The sequence below is a fragment of the Bacillus sp. OV166 genome (genome assembly GCF_900177675.1).
Taxonomy (GTDB): domain Bacteria; phylum Bacillota; class Bacilli; order Bacillales; family Cytobacillaceae; genus Neobacillus.
In genome coordinates this window covers 2,150,485-2,171,479 of the sequence record NZ_FXWM01000001.1, presented here as the reverse complement: position 1 = coordinate 2,171,479, position 20,995 = coordinate 2,150,485, and the positions used below count along the sequence as shown (strand labels likewise).

The window sequence follows — 20,995 nt, the reverse complement described above, 5'->3', positions numbered from 1 at the left end:
AAGTTCTTACTCACCATCAACAGGTGTAAAGCAAGGTATAAAAGAACCCGGATTATCTTGATCGCCGCTTTGCTTAAATACCACTTTTACTCTTTGATCAATGTGCACTGCATCGAGATCACAATCTACGATATTTGTCATCATCCTCGGACCTTCATCGAGCGTAACAAAGGCGATCGCATACGGAACTCCTTTTCGCATGACACTATATGTGTAGATACGTCCAGTGCCTTTCGCTTCTTTCCATGTCGTCTTATCGTTCATACAATACGGACATAGTACTCGTGGGTAATAATGATACTCACCACAGGATTCGCACTGCTTGATCAGAAGCTTTCCTTCTGCAGCGGCCTGCCAAAACTCTTGATGTTCCGGATGAGGTTCAGGAATCGTCATCTTTCTTGATTGATACAGAGTTGCCATTATCTACACCCTCTCCAAGATCAATGTTGCACTGCCATGACGACTTGCCAGCCCGCCGCCCGTACCATGAACTAGTGCTAGATCACAATTTTCCACTTGTACCTGCGGTTGTGCCTCCCCGCGCAGTTGGCGCACAGCCTCTAGCACTTTAACCATACCGCCTCGGCTCGCCGGGTGATTGTTATTCAACCCGCCGCCATCGGTATTGACTGGAAGTTTTCCGACTCCTGAAATCAAGTTTCCATCAGCAACGAACTTCCCGCCTTCGCCTTTCTTACAGAAACCTAAATCCTCGAGCTGCATTAATACCGTAATGGTAAAGCTATCATAGATTGATGCGTATTTTATATCATTTGGTGTAACCCCGGCTTCCTCAAAGGCTGCTGCCCCGGACCATACCGCACCACTATATGTAAGATCTACTTTACCGCCCATTAAACCTTTAGGAGATTCTCCGGCCCCCATGACTCGGACAAGCGGTCGTTTTAGACTTTTTGCGATTTCAGGGCTTACCACTACGAGAGCACCGCCCCCATCACTTACTACACAGCAATCCAAACGGTGTAAGGGATCAGCAATCATTGGAGACTCAAGTACGTCCTGAACCGTCACTACATCACGCAGCATCGCGTTTGGATTGTACTGTGCATGATGAGAAGCTGCGACTTTAATCCAAGCTAGTTGTTCATTTGTTGTACCGTATTCATGCATATGGCGCATCGCAGCCATTGCATATTCATTTACAGCTGTTGGTCCATAAGGAAGTTCAAACGGTGTATCAGGAACATTGGCACCAACCAGCTTCTGTTTCACACCGCTTCTGCCTTCGGAACGCGGGCGGCCTCCCATTGTGATCAACGCTACATTACATTTCCCTGCTACAACTGCCTGTGCGGCATGTGAAACGTGAGCAATGTAAGAAGAACCACCTGTATCAGTACCATCGACATGGCGTACATTAAGTCCTAAATAATCGACCATAGATAGTACGCCGCCCGGTGCATCACCGGCACAGAAGTAGCCATCTACATCTTTAAATGAAAGCCCGGCGTCTGCCAATGCACCCCTGGCACATTCAGCATGGATAACTGCAACAGACTTGTCCAGGGCCTTACGTGTTGGGTGCTCAAACGCACCCGCAATATAGGCCATTCCTTTAATACTCATATCACTTAACCTCCCGTTAATGTTGTCAACCATTTTCCGAAATCACATTCTTCCGTTTTTTCGAATTAACGAGGTTCTTGCAAAGTTAGGAAATTCGCAGGAGTATGGAGTAAAAGTTGCTCAAATACTTCTTCACCGACACCTGCTTTTCGAAGATCCGGAATAAACTCTTCAAATAGATAATTGACAGAATGCCCCTTTAATCCTGGCCAGCCTAGAGCACAGCAGTTAGCATCTGCTGAAATAACGGCGCGGTCTAGAAAACCTTTGTCAAGGAAGCGAAGGAAATGATCCACACGGTCTTGCCGAGGACGTGACCAATATGGTGCGTTTTCCATCTCTGTGTCATATCCAATTGTATCGAATCCTACGTAACCGCCTCGGCTCGCGATCAATGCATCACGTTCATCATCAGCGTCTTGCCCAACATCGGCATGACCCATTAATACGCGGTCAAGAGGCAGGCCTTCTTCTTCAAAAATTTCAAGAGCAGTCATTGGATCCGTTGATAAGTGTGTAATAATCGGAGCACCCGTTTTTACAGCAGCCCTTGCGGCAGCACGATAGATTCTTTTATCTAGTTCACTTAATTGACCACCGCGGCTTACACCTACTTTAAGGGCACCTGCTTTTGCACCTGTACCGTCAATACCCACTGTAATTTCATGGACGAATAAATCTGTAAGATACTCAACTGATTTGTTTCGGAAATATGGCAGTGCTGAGTCTCCAGCCACAAAGCCTGTAACCGCAACTATATGAACACCCGTTCTACGTGATAGTACTTGGAAATATTCGATATCGCGCCCGTTTCCAATCCCTGTACAGTCTACGAATGTTTTACCGCCGTGTTCACGGAAGCGGCGTAACTTTTGAATGGTAACTTCAAACGCTTCTTCAGGTTTTTTCCACCATTGTGTATCTAAGTCACATCCCGGCAGACCGAAACCAATATGTTCATGCATTGCTGTGATTCCCAAATCTTCTGTCGCAACTGGGCCTAGAACTGTATTAACCTTACCCATCATTCATTCACTCCTCACCATTACTTTTGGTCTGCTCCTCCAACTGATTCCTTATCTGTAACTACTCGGCATCAACAGCAAGTACACGTTGTGGATTTTCTTCTAATAAAATACAAATTTGTTTCTCCGTCACACCTGCTCTACGCATGATTGGTACGAACTTTTCTAGTAAGTAATCAAAGTTAAGATCTTTTGCTTCATGACCTTTTGCACAACCAACGGCATTCGTTGAAATCAGTACACGTTCACCAAGACCTTTTTCAAATAGATCTACAATTAACTGAGCACGGTCTGTATCATTTACGTAGCCTTCAGTTGTAGACCAGCCAACATGATCTAATGCAACATACGCACCGCGTCCTGCAACAGCGAATGCTTCTTTTCGTTCTACAGCATCTAATCGGTCAAGACCTCCGATGATCACACGGTTTGGTTCAAGGCCTTCACCTAGTATGACTTCTAGATCGTTTACAGCATCTGCACCGTATTGTACTGATACAGGTACGCCTGTAGCTAGAGCTGTTTGTGCAGACCCACGGAAAAGGTTCTCTTCGATTTCTGCAATACCGCTTTGAGTAGCGATTGACGTTACCAGGCCAGCTTGACCTGAACGTTCAACACGTGGTACAACAATTCCTTCAGTTGCCTCTTTTATGAACAAACGAGCAAATTGTTCTGCTGGCCACGGGGTAGGCGGATGCGTTTGCGGGGTAGTAAAGTACCCGCTTAACATCTTCTCAGGTCCTAAGCCTGTTGAAGCTACAATATGTACACCAGTTGTTTTAGAAAGTGTTTCGTAAAGCCATATATCACGACCATGGAACATCCCGCTGTGGTCGACGATGGTCTTACCGCCTAGTCGGCGGAAATCAGTAAGCTTTCTTTTTAGGACCTCAAAGATCTCGCTCTTATCCATATTAATCTCAGGTGCAAATTCCGCACCAGGCACTACAGAAAGTAGTGATTCATGAATGAGCACAACACCTAAATCTTGAGCTGCCACTGGTCCAAGAACAGTACGAACAACACCTGAACTTTTTTCTTGTTTTTTATCTGGCATTGTAAAACCCCCTATCATTTAATAGTTCCTCATCTTAGAGATGGGGAAGACGTTGACTTAGTTAAATAGAGAATTGTCTAAACAGACTGGTTGGTTTGTAAAGTAGAAAATTGTCTAAACAGACCGGTTGGTTTAGAGATTTCAAAAATTAATACAACATACCCTTTTGCATTCCTCAACTAAGTAAAAAACTGACATGGAAAAGTAAGGGGGTTGAATTTTCCTTACCTTCCCCAGAATGCACTTTTTTCGATGTAATCGCTTACTCTTTCAATAAAGCAGTGATGCATCTCTATGTTGTTAGTTTTATATTATAATATTGTTATACCAAAGTCAAACATTTCTTAGTTTTCTAAATAAATATAATATTAATATTATAGATTAAAAAAGAGCTGCCCACAAAGTCAGGAAGACTTTGTGACAGCTCTGCCTTTAATACAGAAATTATGAAACGATCATGTTATGATTAATTGTTTTTCGCCTGTTTTCTAACTTCTTCTTCATCAAATTTGTTGATCTCATCGAGAAGTGAGTAATCAAAAAGTTTTGTCACGTCTGGAATTTTAGCTGATAAGCCATTATTAGCAACAAATTTCTTCCAGCGTTCTTCCGAAATAAAGCCCCATTTACCATCTGACGCCGGACTAAAATTACTTACTGTTACACCTAACGAAACTTTAGCTTCCTTTTTAGCCTGCTCTTCTGATTTATCGGTAGGCTTAGATGCAGGATACATCTCCCAGTTTACATCCACTGCCTTATCCGGATTTTCTTGAGCGAAAATCGCTGATTTTACAACAGCACGAATATATCGAGAAATCGCATCTTTTTTCGCTCCATCCGTATCCTTCCGCATAACAAATCCTGCTGCAAAGCCCTCTTCAATTTCTGATGGGAAAGGTAAAATTTTTGTCTCTTTACCAGTTACTAGCGAAGAAATAGCTATGTCACCTTGATTTCCTACATAGGCATCTATATCTCCTTTTCCTAACGCCTCCATTGCCGCGGCCCCACTGCCAATCGTAACAGAATCAATTGTTGAAGGGTCCCCTCCATCTGCCTTTACATTTGCCTTCAAGAAAGTTTCAAATGGTGCACCTAACGCAGTCATGGCAACTGTTTTGTTTTCAAGTTGCTTTGGAGACGAAATATCACTGGATTTTTGTACAGCAATACCGAACACCGGTTTTTGATAAGGTGTGAAAATCCAACTTAGTCCCTGATCATTTCCCTGTGCCAAAGGAAAAACAAGAGCGTCAGGTTGAGAAATGGCGATATCAGCCTTGCCGGCAACGACAAGTCCAATCGCCTCTGCCGGTTTTCCGGCCAATGCGACAATTTCAACATCTAATCCTTCCTCTTCAAAAAACCCTAATCCTTCCCCAAGCCACAAATATGCTCCACTCGGTGCTCCCGGAACAAACGGAATAGCTACTGTAACTTTATCTTTTGACTTACTTTCAGAACCTGATTTTTTGTCTGATGATCCATTGCTTGAAGAACCATTACTACTTTCAGAACATGCACTAAAGACTAGTAACACCGCTAGCAACAAGGTAAACATGAATATTTTTTTAAAATTCAGAATTTTAGACATATCAACTACCCCTTTTCCTTCATTGATATTTAGATTCCTTTTTATATCTACAGCTGAGTTTTTCATCTCGCTTATTTCCTGCTTCGCTCTGCATCAGACCAGAACACTAACTTTTTTCGTATATGGTTCAGGATCATTGTTAAAAGCCAGCCAAGTATAGCAAGAACGGTTAGGACACCGAAAATGCCACCAGTATTCAACACTTGTTCCATTTGAATGATGAGAACCCCCAGCCCTTGTCGACCAGCAAGAAACTCTGCAACAATGGCTGCTGTCATTGCTTGAACTAACGCAACTTCAAGCCCCGCAAACAAGAATGGCAGCGACCCTGGCAATACCAGTTTGCTAAAGATTTTCCATTGCGAAGCACCAAGTGAACGCATTACCGCTAAACGCTCTGGTTCCACCGATTTGAAACCGCTTAAACCGTTTACTAGTACTGGGAAAAAGACAATTAGAATGACAAGAGCAATTTTTGAACCTACCCCAAAACCAAACCAAATGATAATTAGGGGCGCAATGGCAATTTTAGGAATACTTTGAAATGCCACAATAAACGGTTTAAATACACGTTCAAGTAGTGGAATTTGAGATAACATTAAAGCAAGGATGATACCAACAATTGCACCAATTACGTATCCAGAAAGAACTTCATAAAGGGTACTAAGGATATGAGCATAATAATTTAGAGGACTTTCTGGGTTTAAACCACTTATAAAATTTTGCCACACGGCTAATGGTCTTGGAAGAATCACTGACCGAATGTCAAAAATAGTAATAAACAAGTCCCATACAGCTATAAACGCAACAAACACAGCAGGTATCAATAAATAATCAGGACGAAAGCGACGCAATTTCATATCAGTAGATTTTTTTTGAGAAGTTACTACTAAGGGTTTTTCCAATGGTATTTCTCCTTTCTCATTTTCATGCTAGTCCCCAATTGTTGCTCCAAGCAAATGACGAAGATGCCCGGCCGCCTCACTGAATCCCGGCGTTGACATGACGTCAAGATCTCGAGGACGTGGAAGATTAACTTTGAAGTCTTCTGCTACTCTTCCTGGGCGAGGTGACATAACTAACACACGATCTGCCAAGAAAAGGGCCTCAGTCACACTATGCGTTATGAATACAACTGTTTTGCGTTTCATCTCCCAAATACGCAAGAGCTCTAACCCCATGGTTTCTCGTGTTAAAGCATCCAAAGCGCCAAATGGTTCATCCATAAATAGAATCTCAGGGTCGTGCATGAGAGCCCGAGCGATACTAACACGTTGCTGCATCCCGCCGGATAATTCATACGGATATAGTTTTCCTGAATCTCCTAAACCCACTAATTCTAGTAATTCTTGTGCACGTACCTTCGCTTGAGACTTTTCCAAACCTAGTACTTCAGCGCTCAACATGACATTATCTACTACCAATCTCCATGGAAAAAGCGCTGGTCGCTGAAACACGATGCCGATGTCACGGTTCGGACCTTTCACATCTTTCCCCTTTAATTGTACTTGTCCTGATGTTGGTTTAACCAAACCCGCCATAATCTGCATCAATGTACTTTTACCACAGCCGCTTGGTCCGAGAATTGCCAGAAATTCGGTATCACCTATACTGACATTAACATCATCAAGTGCCACAACTGTGTTGCCAGAAGTAGTCTTAAATCTTTGGTCTAGATTACATACTTCAATGATCGGTTCCCGCACTGACAACGTTTTTTCTAGAACGTTGCTATTTAAGGCATTAGTAGTCATCGTCATTCATTCCTCCTATCCATCATTGAATGCCATATTTTTCATTGTAATCGCTTTCTTTTTTTAAAAAAAGTAATGTAGTCTCTAAGTTGATAACAAAATATTATAATATTGTTATACCAAAGTCAAACACTTTTCTGATTTTTCAAAATAAAATGGATATTCAATTTAAAAATTTAATAGTTACATAATACGATACAACTACTTATGATGATGTTCTGTATGATTTTGATCTGTATTATAAAGGTTAGAGTGAGTCTTATAGAATGAACCCACCACAATAAACGAACACAACGCCACAGTGAGCAAGGCAATTAGAACAGATAAGCTTTTAATTTGCCCTTCATTAGACTCCGTTTGTTTTAAGCTGCCTGTTTCTTGTTTAATAGCATTACTAAGCAGGCTAATAGAAAATAAAAATAGAGCGATTAAAATGAAGCTTAAGATAACAATAAAATTGGGGTCTAACATTTCACCCAACATTGCTCCCATCAACCCTCCCATAACCCCTGCCATCATACCTTCCAGAACAGTCAATGGATTAAAAGGTAATCCCATAATAATCCCTATACCGATCCCAATAATCATCGCTACGATTGTATTGATAGAAAAGCTAAGATTAACAGCCAGAACAGTCCCCGTTAATAGACCTCCCATCGACCCCATCATCATGGCAGCCATCATAGCAGTTGAACAGGAAAGTTCTTTGCGTACTGTAAAGACTAAACGATATACCTTTACCGTGCCAATACTGATTACGAAAAATACAATGGCTTGTGTAAGCAAAGATACCATGATTTTCCCCTCCTTTTCTGAAGCATAATGTAACTTTTGATAAGCTATGAAACAACATGGCCGATTATATTATCCATTTAGTTGATTAGCTTGGTCTTTTTCCAAGAAAGCCGGTTCAGCATCTTGTGTTGGTGCCATCCGGGATAATTCTTGATATCTATCGGTAATTGGCTTTCTGATTGCCTGATAGTTTTGTAACGCTTCCGAAATGGAACCAGCTTCACTTAAACATTCAGCCAAAACTCCTGCATCTTGGATAGCCATATTTGCTCCTTGACCTAGATGATGTTGCATGGCATGGGCAGCATCCCCTAGCAGTGTGATACAATTTGAATGCCAACGATCGATTGGATCGATATCATAAATGGATCGGCAAGTGTACACTTCTACACTTTTTGCCGTCTTCCGGATGTTAGAGTCAAAGTTTGCTAAATGTTTTAAGATATCTTTTTTCTCTACAATCGGCCTCCATGCTGAGTCTTCTGATTGTAACGTAACATCAAAAGAAACTTCCTTTCTATGGTGTAACGGTAATACATATATTTGGGTACTGCCATCTACGAAAACTTTAAATGTGTCATCAGGAACCAAATCAAATGCCTCTTTGTTATTCACAACCGCTCGGTAAGCATGGGTTCCAGAATAAATAGGCCCTTTATCGCTAAATAACTGCGACCGAATTGAGGAACGAATACCATCTGCTCCAATTACTAAATCCGCTTCAATTGAATGACCGTTCTCAAAATGGATTTCCGCATGATTTCCATGATCGATTATCTTTTCCAGCCTGTGACTTAAATGTATCGAGTCAGGTGGTAATTGATTCAGAAAAGTCTCGATTAAGTCTGCACGATGAATTAATCTTGCCCATGTTTCATCCGGATTATCAGTTAAAAGAGGCCATTTTTCATTTACTATGACATGCCCATCAGCTGTCACCACTTGCATCCAATTACTCTCCAAACTCTTACTCTTTAATTCTTCATAAATCCCCCAATTTTCGAAAAAGTACACGGTTGATGGACGCATACCAACACCTGCACCAACCTCTTTTATAACCGGGGCTTGCTCATACAGATCTGCACGAATGCCTTCACGTCGTAAAGCAACCGCAGCTGCCGCACCACCAATACCTCCACCAATTATAGCCACTCTTAATTCTGATTTTGATTTCACAAATATTTCCCCCTTATTTTTTTGGTAATAGTTTCTCACCTATTTTGGTATAGTGATGCTTTTTTTTCTATCTGAGTCATGTTTTTTACTTATTTTTCAACAAATTTGGACGTTCCATTGACTTAATATTATTTAAATTTAGATTATTTGTAAAATATATATTTCATTACTTATTTATATCTATCACATATAAATGATTTCTATTACAATAGAACTAGTAAAATAAAATACGTATGAAAGGGATGTTCAATAATGGATATTCGACACTTAAAATATTTCATTACGATTGTAGAAGAAGGGAAAATCTCACAAGCTGCCAAACGCTTGAATATGGCACAGCCCCCTCTAAGTCAACAGCTAAAGCAATTGGAAGATGAACTGGGTGTTACCCTTTTTGAAAGACATACCCGAAAAATGATAATAACGGAAGAAGGAATGCTCTTTTATCAACGCGCTAAAGAAATAATGGAATTAATAACCGGAACGATTGAAGAAGTGAAAGAATTTTCACAGGGTACAAGAGGGACATTATCGATTGGGACAATATCCGCACTCGGTGCCCAAATTTTACCTGAGAAAATACGTGATTTTCAAATCCACTATCCCGATGTTCAATTTCAAGTATGGGAAGGAGATCCCAATCGGATTATGGAGTTAGTAGAAAACCGTATTATAGAATTGGGGATTGTTAGATTACCAATTGATAACAGTATTTTCGACATGATTCATTTACCTGATGAACCGATTGTTGTTGCGATGAGTAATAAATGGAATTGTGACGATGATAGGCCTTTTATTATGCTATCTGAACTTGAAGAGAAGCCATTGATGTTACTTAGAAGACAGCAAGGCACATCGATGTATAACCAAGATATGTATACAGGAGACGTTGTGAAGACCGCATGCTTAAACGCAGGATTTGAACCTAAAATTATTTGTGAAAGCAGTGATATCATGACGCTATTAACATGGGCTAATCATGACATTGGGATTGCCTTAGTACCAAAATCCGCATTAAATCTGATCCCGAACACTCAGCTTATTATTAAAGAAATTATCCAACCTTCCATCATGGCGAGACCGTCAGCCTTAATCTGGTTGAAGGGAAGATATCTTTCTTCTATATCCAGAAAGTTTATGGAATATTTCTCGGATGAACGGACACCTATTAAAAGTTAATTTCGAGTCACTTCCAAACATAAAATTGGATGCATACGAAAAGGAGCTGTATGTATCACAACTCCTTTTTAAGTAAATCTACAATTCTACAACACTTCAGCATTTCAGATTAACGAGGATCTTGCATCGTTAAGATTTTTGCAGGATTTTGTACTAAAAGTTGTTCAAACACTTCTTCCTCTACACCGGCTTTACGAAGGTCCGGTAAGAATTCTTCAAACAAGTAGTTTACAGAATGCTCTTTTAATCCCGGCCAGCCCAGAGCACAACAGTTCGCATCAGCTGAAATCAGTGCACGGTGGGCAAAACCTTTATCAAGAAAACGAAGGAAATGATCCACGCGTTCTTGACGAGGACGTGACCAATAGGGTGCACCTTCCATCTCACTGTCATAGCCAATTGTATCAAAGCCTACCCATCCGCCTAATTCTGCAATCATCGTATCGCGGTCTTCATCAAGAGAAAAGCCATCATCAGCATGACCCATCAGTACACGATCAAGTGGTAAACCTTCTTCGTTGAAAATGTCAATCGCCGTTTTTGCATCTACAGATAAATGGGTAATGATTGGAACACCCGTTTTTACTGCAGCTCGTGCAGCTGCGCGATAGATACGTTTATCGAGTTCACTAAGTTTACCACCGCGGCTAACACCTACTTTAAGCGCACCTGCTTTTGCGCTCGTACCGTCAATTCCCACCGTTACTTCATGTATGAATAAATCGGTAAGATACTCGACTGGTTTATTACGGAAATATGGAAGAGCTGAATCACCTGCTACAAAGCCTGAAACAGCAACAATTTGAACACCTGTTTTTCGTGAAAGTACCTGAAAGTACTCGACATCCCGTCCGTTCCCGATTCCTGTACAGTCTACAAATGTTTTGCCGCCATGTTCGCGGAAGCGGCGCAACTTTTGAACGGTCACTTCAAACGCTTCTTCTGGTTTTTTCCACCAATGGGTATCTAAGTCACAACCTGGCAGACCGAATCCGATATGCTCATGCATTGCTGTGATTCCTAAGTTTTCTGTTGCGATAGGACCTAATACCGTATTTACCTTACCCATAAAAATTTTCGCTCCTCTCCTTTAATTTTGCTCTGCCTTTAAAGCAAAGGAGTCAGACCCCACAATTAACTATCTAGTAAAGATCTATATCTATCTTTACTAGATTGCGAATTATTTGTGGTGTCAGACCCCTTATGAGACTGATTGCATAAAAAGTTTCTTACTTTACCTGAGTTTGTTTAAAGGTGATGCCCTCCGCATGAACATGCATCGCTAATGTTTGGCACCTTCCAGAGCGGATTATTACAATATTTTGGATCAGCTCCTACCATACTCATAAACATCGGATGATAGTTTTCACAAATATTTAATTCCGAAAGTACCCATTTCTCAGGATCTTCCGCATAATGTTTCCAGTAGTCTCCAGTCATGTTCAGACCGGGAACTGCCGGAATCCAAGATTCAGATAATAATAGATCCGGGTCTCCATATTTTGCGGCAATTTTACGAATCTCCGGATCATCCAATGCCATTAGATGTCCATCCTTTATAAGGGTTTCCGTTCCTCCGCCGATCATTTCACATGTCATCGTTGGAAAATACAGATGAACATGCCAGTGACCAACAGGCAATCCCATATTTGCAGCCTGACGCTCTGCAGAACTTGAAATAACCGTTCCAAACCCTATATGAATAACACCACTGCGCATACGCTCATAAAGACAGTTTAACCATCCATTAAGGAAACCTTTTCTTGGACGATGAATATGAGGGTTTGTACCAACGGAAGCCTCCCACCAACGGAAAAGTCCTTTATCCGGGAAACCGGGATACTGTAGGTGATCCGTCTCGGCTTTTAACTTTCGGAGTTTTTCTCCAAATTCTCCACCCTCATGGATTTCCGATATTTTCCCATTATCAACCTTCAACCCAATCCAAGGAACAGGTCCGATATGGTTGGAAGTACCTGCGATATAACCCGTTGCGTCTTCTTTCGGAAGATACATCCATGGCCGGCCTAATATGTGGCCCGGCAAGTATGTTTTTCCAAACTCTTCATTCCCTTTATAAAATATATCCACCAAATCCGGGTTATAAAACTCTCGTTTTGAATCCCAATATTCATCATGATTCGTATAGCTTAAATCCGTTCCCTCCGGGTCTGTAATGTGAACCCTGCGGGAATTGCGAATTCGATCCCATGTCCATTTATCAAGTGCTTCAATAATTTCATAAGGAATCGTGTGAGCCGGGGTGGCTGTGAGTTCAGGTGTAATAAATGGCATCCGTTGAATCTTTATGTTTGCAGATCTTAATACGGGACCGCCATATCCCATTAAAATCTTATCGTAGTTACCATCCTTCTCCATTTGCTCCCATTCATCCATCCACTCAGCCAACTCTTTAGTACGAGCTAAATAATATTCAACTTCGTCGTGGCCCTTCCATTTAATGATAGGCCCCTTATCAACGTACTTTATTTCATATTTTGTATTGTACTTTTCGAGTATGAGCTTACAAGCATCAATTACCATTGGATCATGCCAGTTATCTACGCGAAGAAGTACCCGTTCACCTGGTTGTAAGTCCCACCCTGCATGTAAGCCATGATTATATGGTCGTTTGGCTACTGCATCTAAATAGGGAATCAATTCCTCCGCACTTTTAATATCAACCATTGGCGGGCAGCGAGGTGTTTGTTTTTCGATTAACGGCGGACTTGTAAAGTTTGGTTTTTGTGGTAAAGTTGTGCTTTTTTCTATCTGAGTCATGTTTTTTACTCCTTTTTCTACAAATTTGAATGTCTCAATATCTTAATATTATTTAAATTTAGATTATTTGTAAAATATATATTTCATTGCTAATTTATATTTACTTCATATAAATCATTACTCCACTCGATGCTTCATTAAACTTGATTCAATCCATTTGACCGAACTTTTAATTAAGATTCCCATAATAATTATGACAATGATGCCTACAAAAACACGGTCAACAGTAATATTGGCTGATGATTGTGCCACAAAATAACCAATTCCTCCGGTAGAAACGAACATTTCAGCGGCAATAACCCCAACAACCTGAAAAGGTTAGTCAGCTTGAGGATGATTGCGGTCTCTTACAAGAGAAAGAAATTGCCTTTGCAAGGGAACCACTGGTTTCATCCTTGTCATCTGTATCCATCCCAATATTAAACTATAAGAAAAAACTGCTTGGAGCCGTAACAGTAGTGGGCTTTTCAGAGTTTATCCCTCAAAATGAAGATAACGAACTAGCTCATTATTTAATCCAAATCAGCAAAGATATTTCAGGTAGTTTCGGGTATATTTCACCTGTGGAATAGGAACTAGGATATATCAGTAAAAAAAGAGGAATAAATCTGATGAGGGACAAAACGAGGTTCGATTATAGAAGAAATGTCCTTCATCAAGCCGATGAAAGACAAAACTTGATTCGATCGCAGTAGAAATGTCCTTCATCATGCCGATGAAGGACAAAACTTGGTTCGACTATAGAAGAAATGTCCTTCATCAAGCCGATGAAAGACGAAACTTGATTCGATCGCAGAAGAAATGTCCTTCATCATACCCCTGAAAGACAAAATTAGTTAGATAGTAGAAAAAGTGTCCTTCATATCGACTATGAAGGACTTTTCCAACAAACGGTTAAGCTTATTTCATCATTTGTTTAACCAATTCTCTATTGCGCTTCTTAAAGAGATCATTGTGGGAAGAGACCATCCCGATTTTACTTGCGTCAGGCTGAATAAATTGTTTTGCTTTATTTACTGCGTTCGCTGCATCTTGGAAGGCACCCCGTTATTAAATTTACCTTACCATCATACATAAGGATATCACCGGCAGCATAAAGCCCCTCAATGGATGATTCACTCACTGAATTACCAGCAATATAATAATTGTCTGCTAGCTTTATATTTAAACTACTGTTTTCCAGTAATGCAGCGTCTTGTTCATATCCATGATTAATAATCACTTCATCAATTGGCAAATAAGAAACCTCTCCTGAAACATGGTTTGTCAGTTCCACCATTTCAATGGCTTCATGATTGCTGCTGGCAATCAGTTTGGTAATCGAGGTGTGAAATAAACAAACAGCCGAACTTTTCATTAACTGAGTTGCTTGTGCCTCGTGACCTTTTAATGCATCTTTTCTATAGGTTACATAAACTTTTTTGGCAATCGACTCTAACTCATTCGCCCAATCAATGGCTGTATTTCCACCACCTGAAATGATGACAGTCTTATCTTTGAAATGTTTTAATGACTTGACTGTGTAATTTAAATTAGATACCTCAAATCTTTCAGCCCCTTCAATGTCCAGCTTTTGTGGGTTCAAGATTCCACTGCCGATTGCGACTATAACCGTTTTCGAAAAATGCATCTGGCCGGAAGCTGCTTGCAATACAAAAATACCATCTTCATTACGTGTAATCGACTCAACCTTTTCGTTTAACACTACGGTTGGATTAAACGTTAATCCCTGTGCAACCAATTGTTCTATTAATTTGGCTCCAGGAATGGGCATTTGCCCGCCAACATCCCAGATCATTTTCTCTGGATAAACATGAATTTTCCCACCTAATTGCGGCTGGAATTCGATGATCTTAGTTTTCATTTCTCTAAGGCCGCTATAAAAAGTAGAATAAAGCCCTGCTGGTCCCCCGCCAATTACGGTCACATCAAATAATTCCTGCTGCTCCATCTTTAAACACTCCCTGCCAAGAAAATCTTTTTATGAATAATATGTAGTAGATTCATTACCATTTCGCGAATCACGTTCACAGACATGTTCAAAAGGACAAGATTCACAATCTTTTTCATTGTATACCTCATTAAATCTTGAAGAATTACCTAGTAAATGATTCATTAATTGCAAATAACGGATGCCTTCATCAATTCTTTCAGGTGTAGGAAAATAGGTATGCTTCCTTCCATCCAATAAAGTTGTCACTTCAATTCTACTAGGGATTTTATTAAATACCTTTTTTGAAAATACTGCGATTAAATAGTTATATATTATATAGCATTAGCATGTCTTTTTCTGCGTCAACCAAGTATTTTTTAACAACAAAGGAGGAATTGGACCATTCCGCCACATCAATAGTTAACGAGAGATCCATATCTAGTTCTTGTATAGTGGATGTAAATTTTTCAAATAAAAACAAAGGCGGGGCTGAATCTGTTTCTGCGGTCAAATTTTGCATTAAGTAATCGGTAATTTTAGCTGTCACCGTATAATATTGAATTCGAGACTCAAATATTTGAGGAGAAATGTTGGACCAATATCGTTCAACCAATGAAAGTATCTTCGTTGCTGACCGCTGTTCAATTGGGAGTCGAAAATAGGAAAAAACGACATGATTTACCACCTGTTGCACCATATGTCTCCAGTCCTTTGGTCGTTTTTTCTTCTCAATATATTCATAATAAAATTTATAAGGACAAGTAATGAACACTTTTAAATTTTCTTCTGTCAAATATTTCATTACGTTCAGCTGGCTCTTCATGTCAAAGCCCCTCCCCAAAATCAATCCCACTCTGCTAATTGATAAATATTATCACTTAATCCTATTTTAATTGATAACGATTATCAATATCAAATGTTTTTTTTATTTTTTTGAATTTTTTTATTAAATTATAAACATCCACTCCGTCCTATCAACGATTTCCCACTCTTTTCACAACGATTCTCTGAAAAACTAAAAAAATAGTTATTGACAAGAAATAAATCGACCGAATATAGTTAAGCGTGAAAATGATAATCATTATCAACAACATGTTGTTACTAACTCTTGTTTAAAAGGAGGTCAATAATGGTTCGGTTATATACAGAGGATTTAAACATTAGCTATGATGAACAATTGATTGTTAAAAATCTCAGTGTGAAAATACCCGATCGTAAAATTACAACCATCATCGGATCTAATGGCTGCGGGAAGTCTACATTATTGAAAGCAATCACACGGATTATTTCGCAGCAATCTGGAACCGTTTTGTTAGATGGGAAAGATATCTCAAAGGAAAATACAAAGATTCTTGCAAAAAAAATGGCCATTCTCCCGCAATCACCTGAAAGTGCCGGTGGATTGTCAGTGGGTGAGCTCGTTTCCTATGGCCGCTTTCCCTATCAAAAAGGCTTTGGACGCTTAACGAAAAAAGATTATGAAGTTATTGACTGGGCACTTGAAGTCACAGGTTTACTAGACTTTAAGTTTCGTTCAGTCGATTCCTTATCTGGAGGCCAACGCCAACGAGTTTGGATTGCCATGGCTCTTGCTCAAGAAACGGACATCATCTTTCTGGATGAACCAACCACCTATTTAGATATGGCCCATCAACTGGAAGTACTAGAGCTTCTTCAACGGCTGAACATTGAACAGGAACGTACAATTGTTATGGTCCTTCACGATTTAAATCATGCTGCGCGTTTCGCTGACTATATAATTGCTCTGAAAGAGGGCCATATCATCAAGGCAGGAGATTGCGAGGAAGTTATGAATCCTGAAGTGTTGAAAAAAGTTTTCCAAATTGATGCCCAAATTGGACGAGATCCACGAACAAATAAGCCCATGTGTATTACTTACAACTTATTAAAAGGAGAAATTAATAATGAAAAAGCTACTATTTCCGTTTATCCTGCTCTTAGTGTTAATTATTAGTGCCTGCAGTAACGAGACCTCAGGAAAAGAAGAGAGTTCCAGTAAAAAAGAAGAACAACCAAAAACCATTACATATCAATCAGAAAATGGACCAATAGAAGTCCCTGCCAACCCAAAACGTGTCATTTTGCTATCAGGATTCACCGGTAATGTCATTGATTTAGGTGTAAATATCGTTGGTGTAGATGTTTGGTCTAAAAATAATCCCACTTTTAAAGAAGAATTAAAAGATGTCGCAGAAGTATCTGATGAAAACCTAGAAAAAATTATCGAATTAGAACCAGATTTAATCATTGGGTTATCCAATATTAAAAACCTTGATAAATTAAAAGAAATTGCTCCAACCGTAACTTATACTTGGGGGAAAGCCGATTATTTAACTCAACACCTAGAAATCGGAAAATTGTTAAATAAAGAGAAAGAAGCCCAAGCTTGGATTGATGACTTCAAAACACGGGCCAAAACAGCGGGAGACGAAATTCGTTCAAAAATTGGTGAAGATACAACGGTTTCAGTCATCGAAGCTTATGATAAGGATCTATATGTATTCGGCAATAACTGGGCAAGAGGAACGGAAATCTTATATCAGGCCATGAATTTGAAAATGCCTGATAAGGTGAAGGAAATGGCATTGAAATCTGGTTACTATGCGATTTCAGCAGAGGTACTTCCTGAGTATGCTGGGGACTATGTGATCCTTAGTAAATACGCTGATGCGGATCACTCATTCCAAGAAACAGAAACATACAAGAATATTCCAGCCGTTAAAAACAATCGTGTCTTTGAACTAAATGGAAAAGGTGCTTCCTTTAGTGACCCAGTTACATTAGATAAGCAATTAGACTTTTTTAAGAAGTCATTTCTCGGAAATTAATAATCTATGAGGGATTCTTATTCAAGAATTCCCTCTTCCCTTATTCTAGGAAAGAAAAGATGAGAGACTGATGACAAAAGAAAATTTCCCCTTTGTATATAAAATTATCGCTGCTTTCCTTGTTTTTGCTGGTATGACCATTGCTGCCTGTATTTTTGGAGCGGCAGATACTACTGTCAAGGATGTATGGCAAGCCTTAACTTCAAATGTAAGTGATAATGCCACTTCGATGCTCCGTGAAATCCGATTTCCAAGAGCAGCGGCAGCCATTTTTGTTGGTGCTGCTCTTGCTGTTTCAGGAGCAATCATGCAAGGACTGACGAGAAATCCACTAGCAGATCCTGGTTTACTTGGATTAACAGCTGGTGCGAATGCGGCACTTGCCATAACCATTGCGTTTATCCCTTCTGCCAATTATTTCAGCTTGACGATCGCTTGTTTTGTGGGAGCTGCTGTTGGAACATTGATGGTTTTTGGTATCGGTTCCATAAAAAAAGGGGGCTTTTCTCCGCTTAGAATTGTTATAGCTGGAGCAGCGGTCTCTGCCTTCCTTTATGCAGTTGCAGAAGGAATTGGGATTTATTTCAAAGTTTCCAAAAATGTTTCTATGTGGACTTCTGGAGGGATGATTGGGACTTCGTGGAAACAGCTTCAAATCATCGTCCCATTTATTATTATTGGAATTCTTGTGTCACTTTTTCTCTCCAGACAGCTTACCATTTTAAGCTTAAATGAAGAAGTTGCCGTTGGACTAGGTCAAAAAACAACTCAAATAAAGACGATTCTATTTATAGTGATCATTCTATTAGCTGGTGCTTCGGTGGCACTTGTCGGGAATATGGCTTTCATCGGCTTAATGGTTCCCCATTTGGTTCGCGCAATCGTCGGAACGGATTACCGTTTCATCATTCCAATGTCCGCTGTTTTTGGAGCCACTTTAATGCTTTTTGCTGATACCCTTGGCCGAACAATTAATGCTCCTTACGAAACACCTATCATTGCAATAATGGCTGTAATGGGGTTGCCCTTCTTCCTTGTTATTATTCGTAAAGGAGGAAGAGTATTTTCATGATTCAACCTTCTTTATTAAAAAAACAGCGATTGCTTTTATCTATTTTATTAGTACTCATATTGATTTCAAGTATTATTGCCATGGGTTTGGGCTACTCCTCCCTATCCTATGACAGACTCATACCAACCCTTCTCGGACATGGAAAGTTTAAAGAAGATTTTGTTTTATTTTCTATCCGCTTACCAAGAATGATTATTACATTGTTAGCAGGGATGGCCTTGGCCTTATCTGGTTCTATTTTACAAGGAATCACACGAAATGATCTTGCTGACCCTGGTATTATTGGGATAAACTCTGGAGCAGGTGTTGCTATTACCGTTTTCTTTTTGTTTTTCCCGATCGAAGCAGGTTCATTTATCTACGTGCTTCCCCTTGTTGCTTTTTGCGGTGCGATACTAACTGCCGCACTAATCTACCTATTTTCATATAAAAGAAGTACTGGCATGCAGCCGGTTAGATTAGTTCTAGTTGGGATTGGTTTTTCGATGGCACTTTCTGGGGTAATGATTGTCCTGATTTCATCTGCCGAACGGGAAAAGGTAGATTTTATTGCTAAATGGTTAGCGGGGAATATTTGGGGAACGGATTGGCCATTTATTTGGTCATTCTTACCTTGGTTATTGATTCTAATCCCCTACACATTATTCAAGGCTAATCGATTGAATCTTCTCGGACTAAGTGAACCTGTAGCCATCTGTGTGGGTGTTTCGATTGAAAAGGAACGGATCGTTTTACTAGTAACAGCCGTGGCACTTGCTGCTTCTGCCGTTTCAGTTACGGGAGGAACTTCCTTTATCGGATTGATGGCTCCCCATATAGCAAAAGCGTTGGTAGGACCTAGAAATCAACTATTTATTCCCTTAGCCATTCTAATAGGCGGTTGGCTCCTACTCATTGCTGATACAATTGGACGGAATTTGATTGAACCCAATGGTATTCCAGCTGGTATAATGGTTGCCTTAATCGGTGCTCCGTACTTTATGTATTTGTTATTGAAAAAATAAGAAACAATGAATCCCAATATTTGAGGGATTCATTGTTTCTTTATACTTCCTTGCTCATGCTCGAATTGTCCTCTTTCTGAATTCCTTCGGTGTCAGTCCATATTTCCCTTTAAAAATCCGGTAAAAATAACTGATATTATCATAGCCAACCTGCTCCACAATTGAAGCAATCGCCATGTCGGTTCCTTCCAATAATTCTTTCGCTTTGATAAGTCGCCTCTCTTGCAGAAGCTCTTTGAATGTGTGGGAGGTAGCCTTTTTTATGGTTTTACTTAAACCATAGTGAGATTGTTTCAATCGATCGGCTAATTCATATAACGAGGCGTCCTTAAACTGTTCTTCAATATAATTAAGTGACTCTACTACCAAATAGTGATTGATAGATGCCTCTTCTTTTCTCTCCACCTTATCAGAATTTTTAATCAGTTCAATCAAGAAAAGCCCCATATACAGTTTAATGGTTGACTCTGAGAAAGCAGAAGGATGCATGATTTCCTCAATCATTTTTCCAATCATATCCTGAATAGCAGGTACATCAGCCACTTTAAAATAAAGGAATTGACCGTTCTGCGTGTTGTTATATAAGCTATTAAGCAGAAAATCACTGATTATATTTTCCGAACTTAAAAAGGAAAAAATAAAGTCGAAGAAAGAAGGACGAATGATAAAATTAATGACAATGTCTTCTTTGGCACAGGCATTGATCTCATGTTCAATATGCTGATTTAATAAGAGAAGCTCTCCCTTTTTCAGGGTTAATTGTCTGCCGCCAACTGTTTGATTCAATTCCCCGTTATAAACATAATTGACTTCTATATAGTCATGTTTATGTAAGGGGAAATCGACAAATCTAGTGTGCTTTCGAACCATGATCATTTTGTCTTTGCTAAGGAATTTTTCGCTTTCAATAATAAAATTTGTCTTACTTGTGTAGATTTCTTTACTTACTTCCGTTTTTTGCTCAAGGATGCTTTTCTCTTCATCCGTAATCTGTAAAAGTTCATTTAGAAGGTCATAGTTCATACAACTCACCTTTTTCCTGTGTTCTCTCCCAGCGTTGCATTCGTTAAGTCAAATCATATCATATTTCTCTTCACTCCATAGAACAAAAGACATGTTCCTTATTTCAGGAACACACCTTTTGTTTACTTCTGATTAAATAAACAAAAACAGACCTCAA

Annotated in this window: 20 protein-coding genes and 1 pseudogene; 5 read left to right on the top strand and 16 right to left on the bottom strand. The window is 39.7% G+C overall.

Annotated features, from left to right (window positions below; translation table 11 throughout):
• Positions 1-6: 6 nt before the first annotated feature.
• From CCK98_RS10340 to CCK98_RS10300, 9 genes are all read right to left on the bottom strand, one after another.
• Positions 7-423, bottom strand: a complete 417-nt coding sequence (locus CCK98_RS10340; protein ID WP_088086510.1) for a Zn-ribbon domain-containing OB-fold protein — start codon at positions 421-423, stop codon at positions 7-9.
• A 3-nt stretch (positions 424-426) separates the two neighbouring features.
• Positions 427-1,590 (bottom strand): thiolase domain-containing protein, encoded by a 1,164-nt coding sequence (locus CCK98_RS10335; protein WP_088086509.1) that lies wholly within the window; start codon positions 1,588-1,590, stop codon positions 427-429.
• A 65-nt stretch (positions 1,591-1,655) separates the two neighbouring features.
• The gene (locus tag CCK98_RS10330) at positions 1,656-2,618 is read right to left on the bottom strand and encodes a phosphotriesterase (RefSeq protein WP_256942299.1); all 963 of its coding nucleotides are present in this window, start codon (positions 2,616-2,618) and stop codon (positions 1,656-1,658) included.
• Positions 2,619-2,676: 58 nt separating this feature from the next.
• Positions 2,677-3,675 carry an aryldialkylphosphatase gene (locus CCK98_RS10325; protein ID WP_088086508.1) on the bottom strand — a complete coding sequence of 333 codons (999 nt, stop codon included), beginning with the start codon at positions 3,673-3,675 and terminating at the stop codon, positions 2,677-2,679.
• Between the two features lie 466 nt (positions 3,676-4,141).
• Complete coding sequence (locus CCK98_RS10320; RefSeq protein WP_088086507.1) at positions 4,142-5,338, bottom strand: ABC transporter substrate-binding protein; 1,197 nt, start codon at positions 5,336-5,338, stop codon at positions 4,142-4,144.
• Positions 5,339-5,343: 5 nt separating this feature from the next.
• Positions 5,344-6,177 (bottom strand): ABC transporter permease, encoded by an 834-nt coding sequence (locus tag CCK98_RS10315; RefSeq protein ID WP_088086506.1) that lies wholly within the window; start codon positions 6,175-6,177, stop codon positions 5,344-5,346.
• A gap of 27 nt (positions 6,178-6,204) precedes the next feature.
• Positions 6,205-7,032, bottom strand: a complete 828-nt coding sequence (locus tag CCK98_RS10310; protein ID WP_256942298.1) for an ABC transporter ATP-binding protein — start codon at positions 7,030-7,032, stop codon at positions 6,205-6,207.
• Positions 7,033-7,227: 195 nt separating this feature from the next.
• Positions 7,228-7,821 (bottom strand): hypothetical protein, encoded by a 594-nt coding sequence (locus CCK98_RS10305; RefSeq protein ID WP_088086505.1) that lies wholly within the window; start codon positions 7,819-7,821, stop codon positions 7,228-7,230.
• A 69-nt stretch (positions 7,822-7,890) separates the two neighbouring features.
• Positions 7,891-8,997, bottom strand: coding sequence for an FAD-dependent monooxygenase (locus CCK98_RS10300; protein ID WP_256942297.1), 1,107 nt, complete (start codon positions 8,995-8,997; stop codon positions 7,891-7,893).
• A 252-nt stretch (positions 8,998-9,249) separates the two neighbouring features.
• On the opposite strand from CCK98_RS10300, the gene CCK98_RS10295 reads away from it, so the two are divergent.
• The gene (locus CCK98_RS10295; RefSeq protein ID WP_088086504.1) at positions 9,250-10,176 is read left to right on the top strand and encodes a LysR family transcriptional regulator; all 927 of its coding nucleotides are present in this window, start codon (positions 9,250-9,252) and stop codon (positions 10,174-10,176) included.
• Between the two features lie 109 nt (positions 10,177-10,285).
• Here the strand turns inward: CCK98_RS10295 and CCK98_RS10290 are convergent, their stop codons facing one another.
• The 6 genes and pseudogenes from CCK98_RS10290 to CCK98_RS10270 all read right to left on the bottom strand — a co-directional run bounded on the left by CCK98_RS10290 (position 10,286) and on the right by CCK98_RS10270 (position 15,713).
• Entirely contained in the window at positions 10,286-11,245 is a 960-nt protein-coding gene (locus CCK98_RS10290) for a phosphotriesterase (RefSeq protein ID WP_088086503.1), read from the bottom strand.
• A gap of 179 nt (positions 11,246-11,424) precedes the next feature.
• A complete protein-coding gene (locus CCK98_RS10285) occupies positions 11,425-12,957 on the bottom strand; it encodes a hypothetical protein (RefSeq protein ID WP_088086502.1) in 1,533 nt (510 codons plus the stop codon).
• Between the two features lie 117 nt (positions 12,958-13,074).
• Entirely contained in the window at positions 13,075-13,242 is a 168-nt protein-coding gene (locus CCK98_RS35200; protein ID WP_179195753.1) for a hypothetical protein, read from the bottom strand.
• Between the two features lie 615 nt (positions 13,243-13,857).
• Positions 13,858-14,908: pseudogene (locus tag CCK98_RS10275) on the bottom strand (NAD(P)/FAD-dependent oxidoreductase).
• 30 nt (positions 14,909-14,938) lie between these two features.
• The gene (locus CCK98_RS34760; protein ID WP_142292139.1) at positions 14,939-15,157 is read right to left on the bottom strand and encodes a hypothetical protein; all 219 of its coding nucleotides are present in this window, start codon (positions 15,155-15,157) and stop codon (positions 14,939-14,941) included.
• 58 nt (positions 15,158-15,215) lie between these two features.
• Entirely contained in the window at positions 15,216-15,713 is a 498-nt protein-coding gene (locus tag CCK98_RS10270; RefSeq protein WP_088086501.1) for a hypothetical protein, read from the bottom strand.
• 306 nt (positions 15,714-16,019) lie between these two features.
• On the opposite strand from CCK98_RS10270, the gene CCK98_RS10265 reads away from it, so the two are divergent.
• The 4 genes from CCK98_RS10265 (at position 16,020) to CCK98_RS10250 (ending at position 19,815) form a co-directional block, all read left to right on the top strand.
• Complete coding sequence (locus CCK98_RS10265; protein ID WP_088086500.1) at positions 16,020-16,865, top strand: ABC transporter ATP-binding protein; 846 nt, start codon at positions 16,020-16,022, stop codon at positions 16,863-16,865.
• Entirely contained in the window at positions 16,816-17,739 is a 924-nt protein-coding gene (locus CCK98_RS10260) for an iron-hydroxamate ABC transporter substrate-binding protein (RefSeq protein ID WP_088086499.1), read from the top strand. The genes CCK98_RS10265 and CCK98_RS10260 overlap by 50 nt, the downstream gene beginning before the upstream one ends.
• Positions 17,740-17,809: 70 nt before the next feature.
• Positions 17,810-18,811, top strand: coding sequence for an iron ABC transporter permease (locus tag CCK98_RS10255; protein WP_088086498.1), 1,002 nt, complete (start codon positions 17,810-17,812; stop codon positions 18,809-18,811).
• On the top strand, positions 18,808-19,815 hold the full coding sequence (locus CCK98_RS10250) for an iron ABC transporter permease (protein WP_088086497.1): 1,008 nt from the start codon (positions 18,808-18,810) through the stop codon (positions 19,813-19,815). The genes CCK98_RS10255 and CCK98_RS10250 overlap by 4 nt, the downstream gene beginning before the upstream one ends.
• 54 nt (positions 19,816-19,869) lie before the next feature.
• On the opposite strand, the gene CCK98_RS10245 is transcribed toward CCK98_RS10250, so the two are convergent.
• On the bottom strand, positions 19,870-20,838 hold the full coding sequence (locus tag CCK98_RS10245; RefSeq protein ID WP_088086496.1) for a helix-turn-helix domain-containing protein: 969 nt from the start codon (positions 20,836-20,838) through the stop codon (positions 19,870-19,872).
• Positions 20,839-20,995 lie beyond the last annotated feature (157 nt).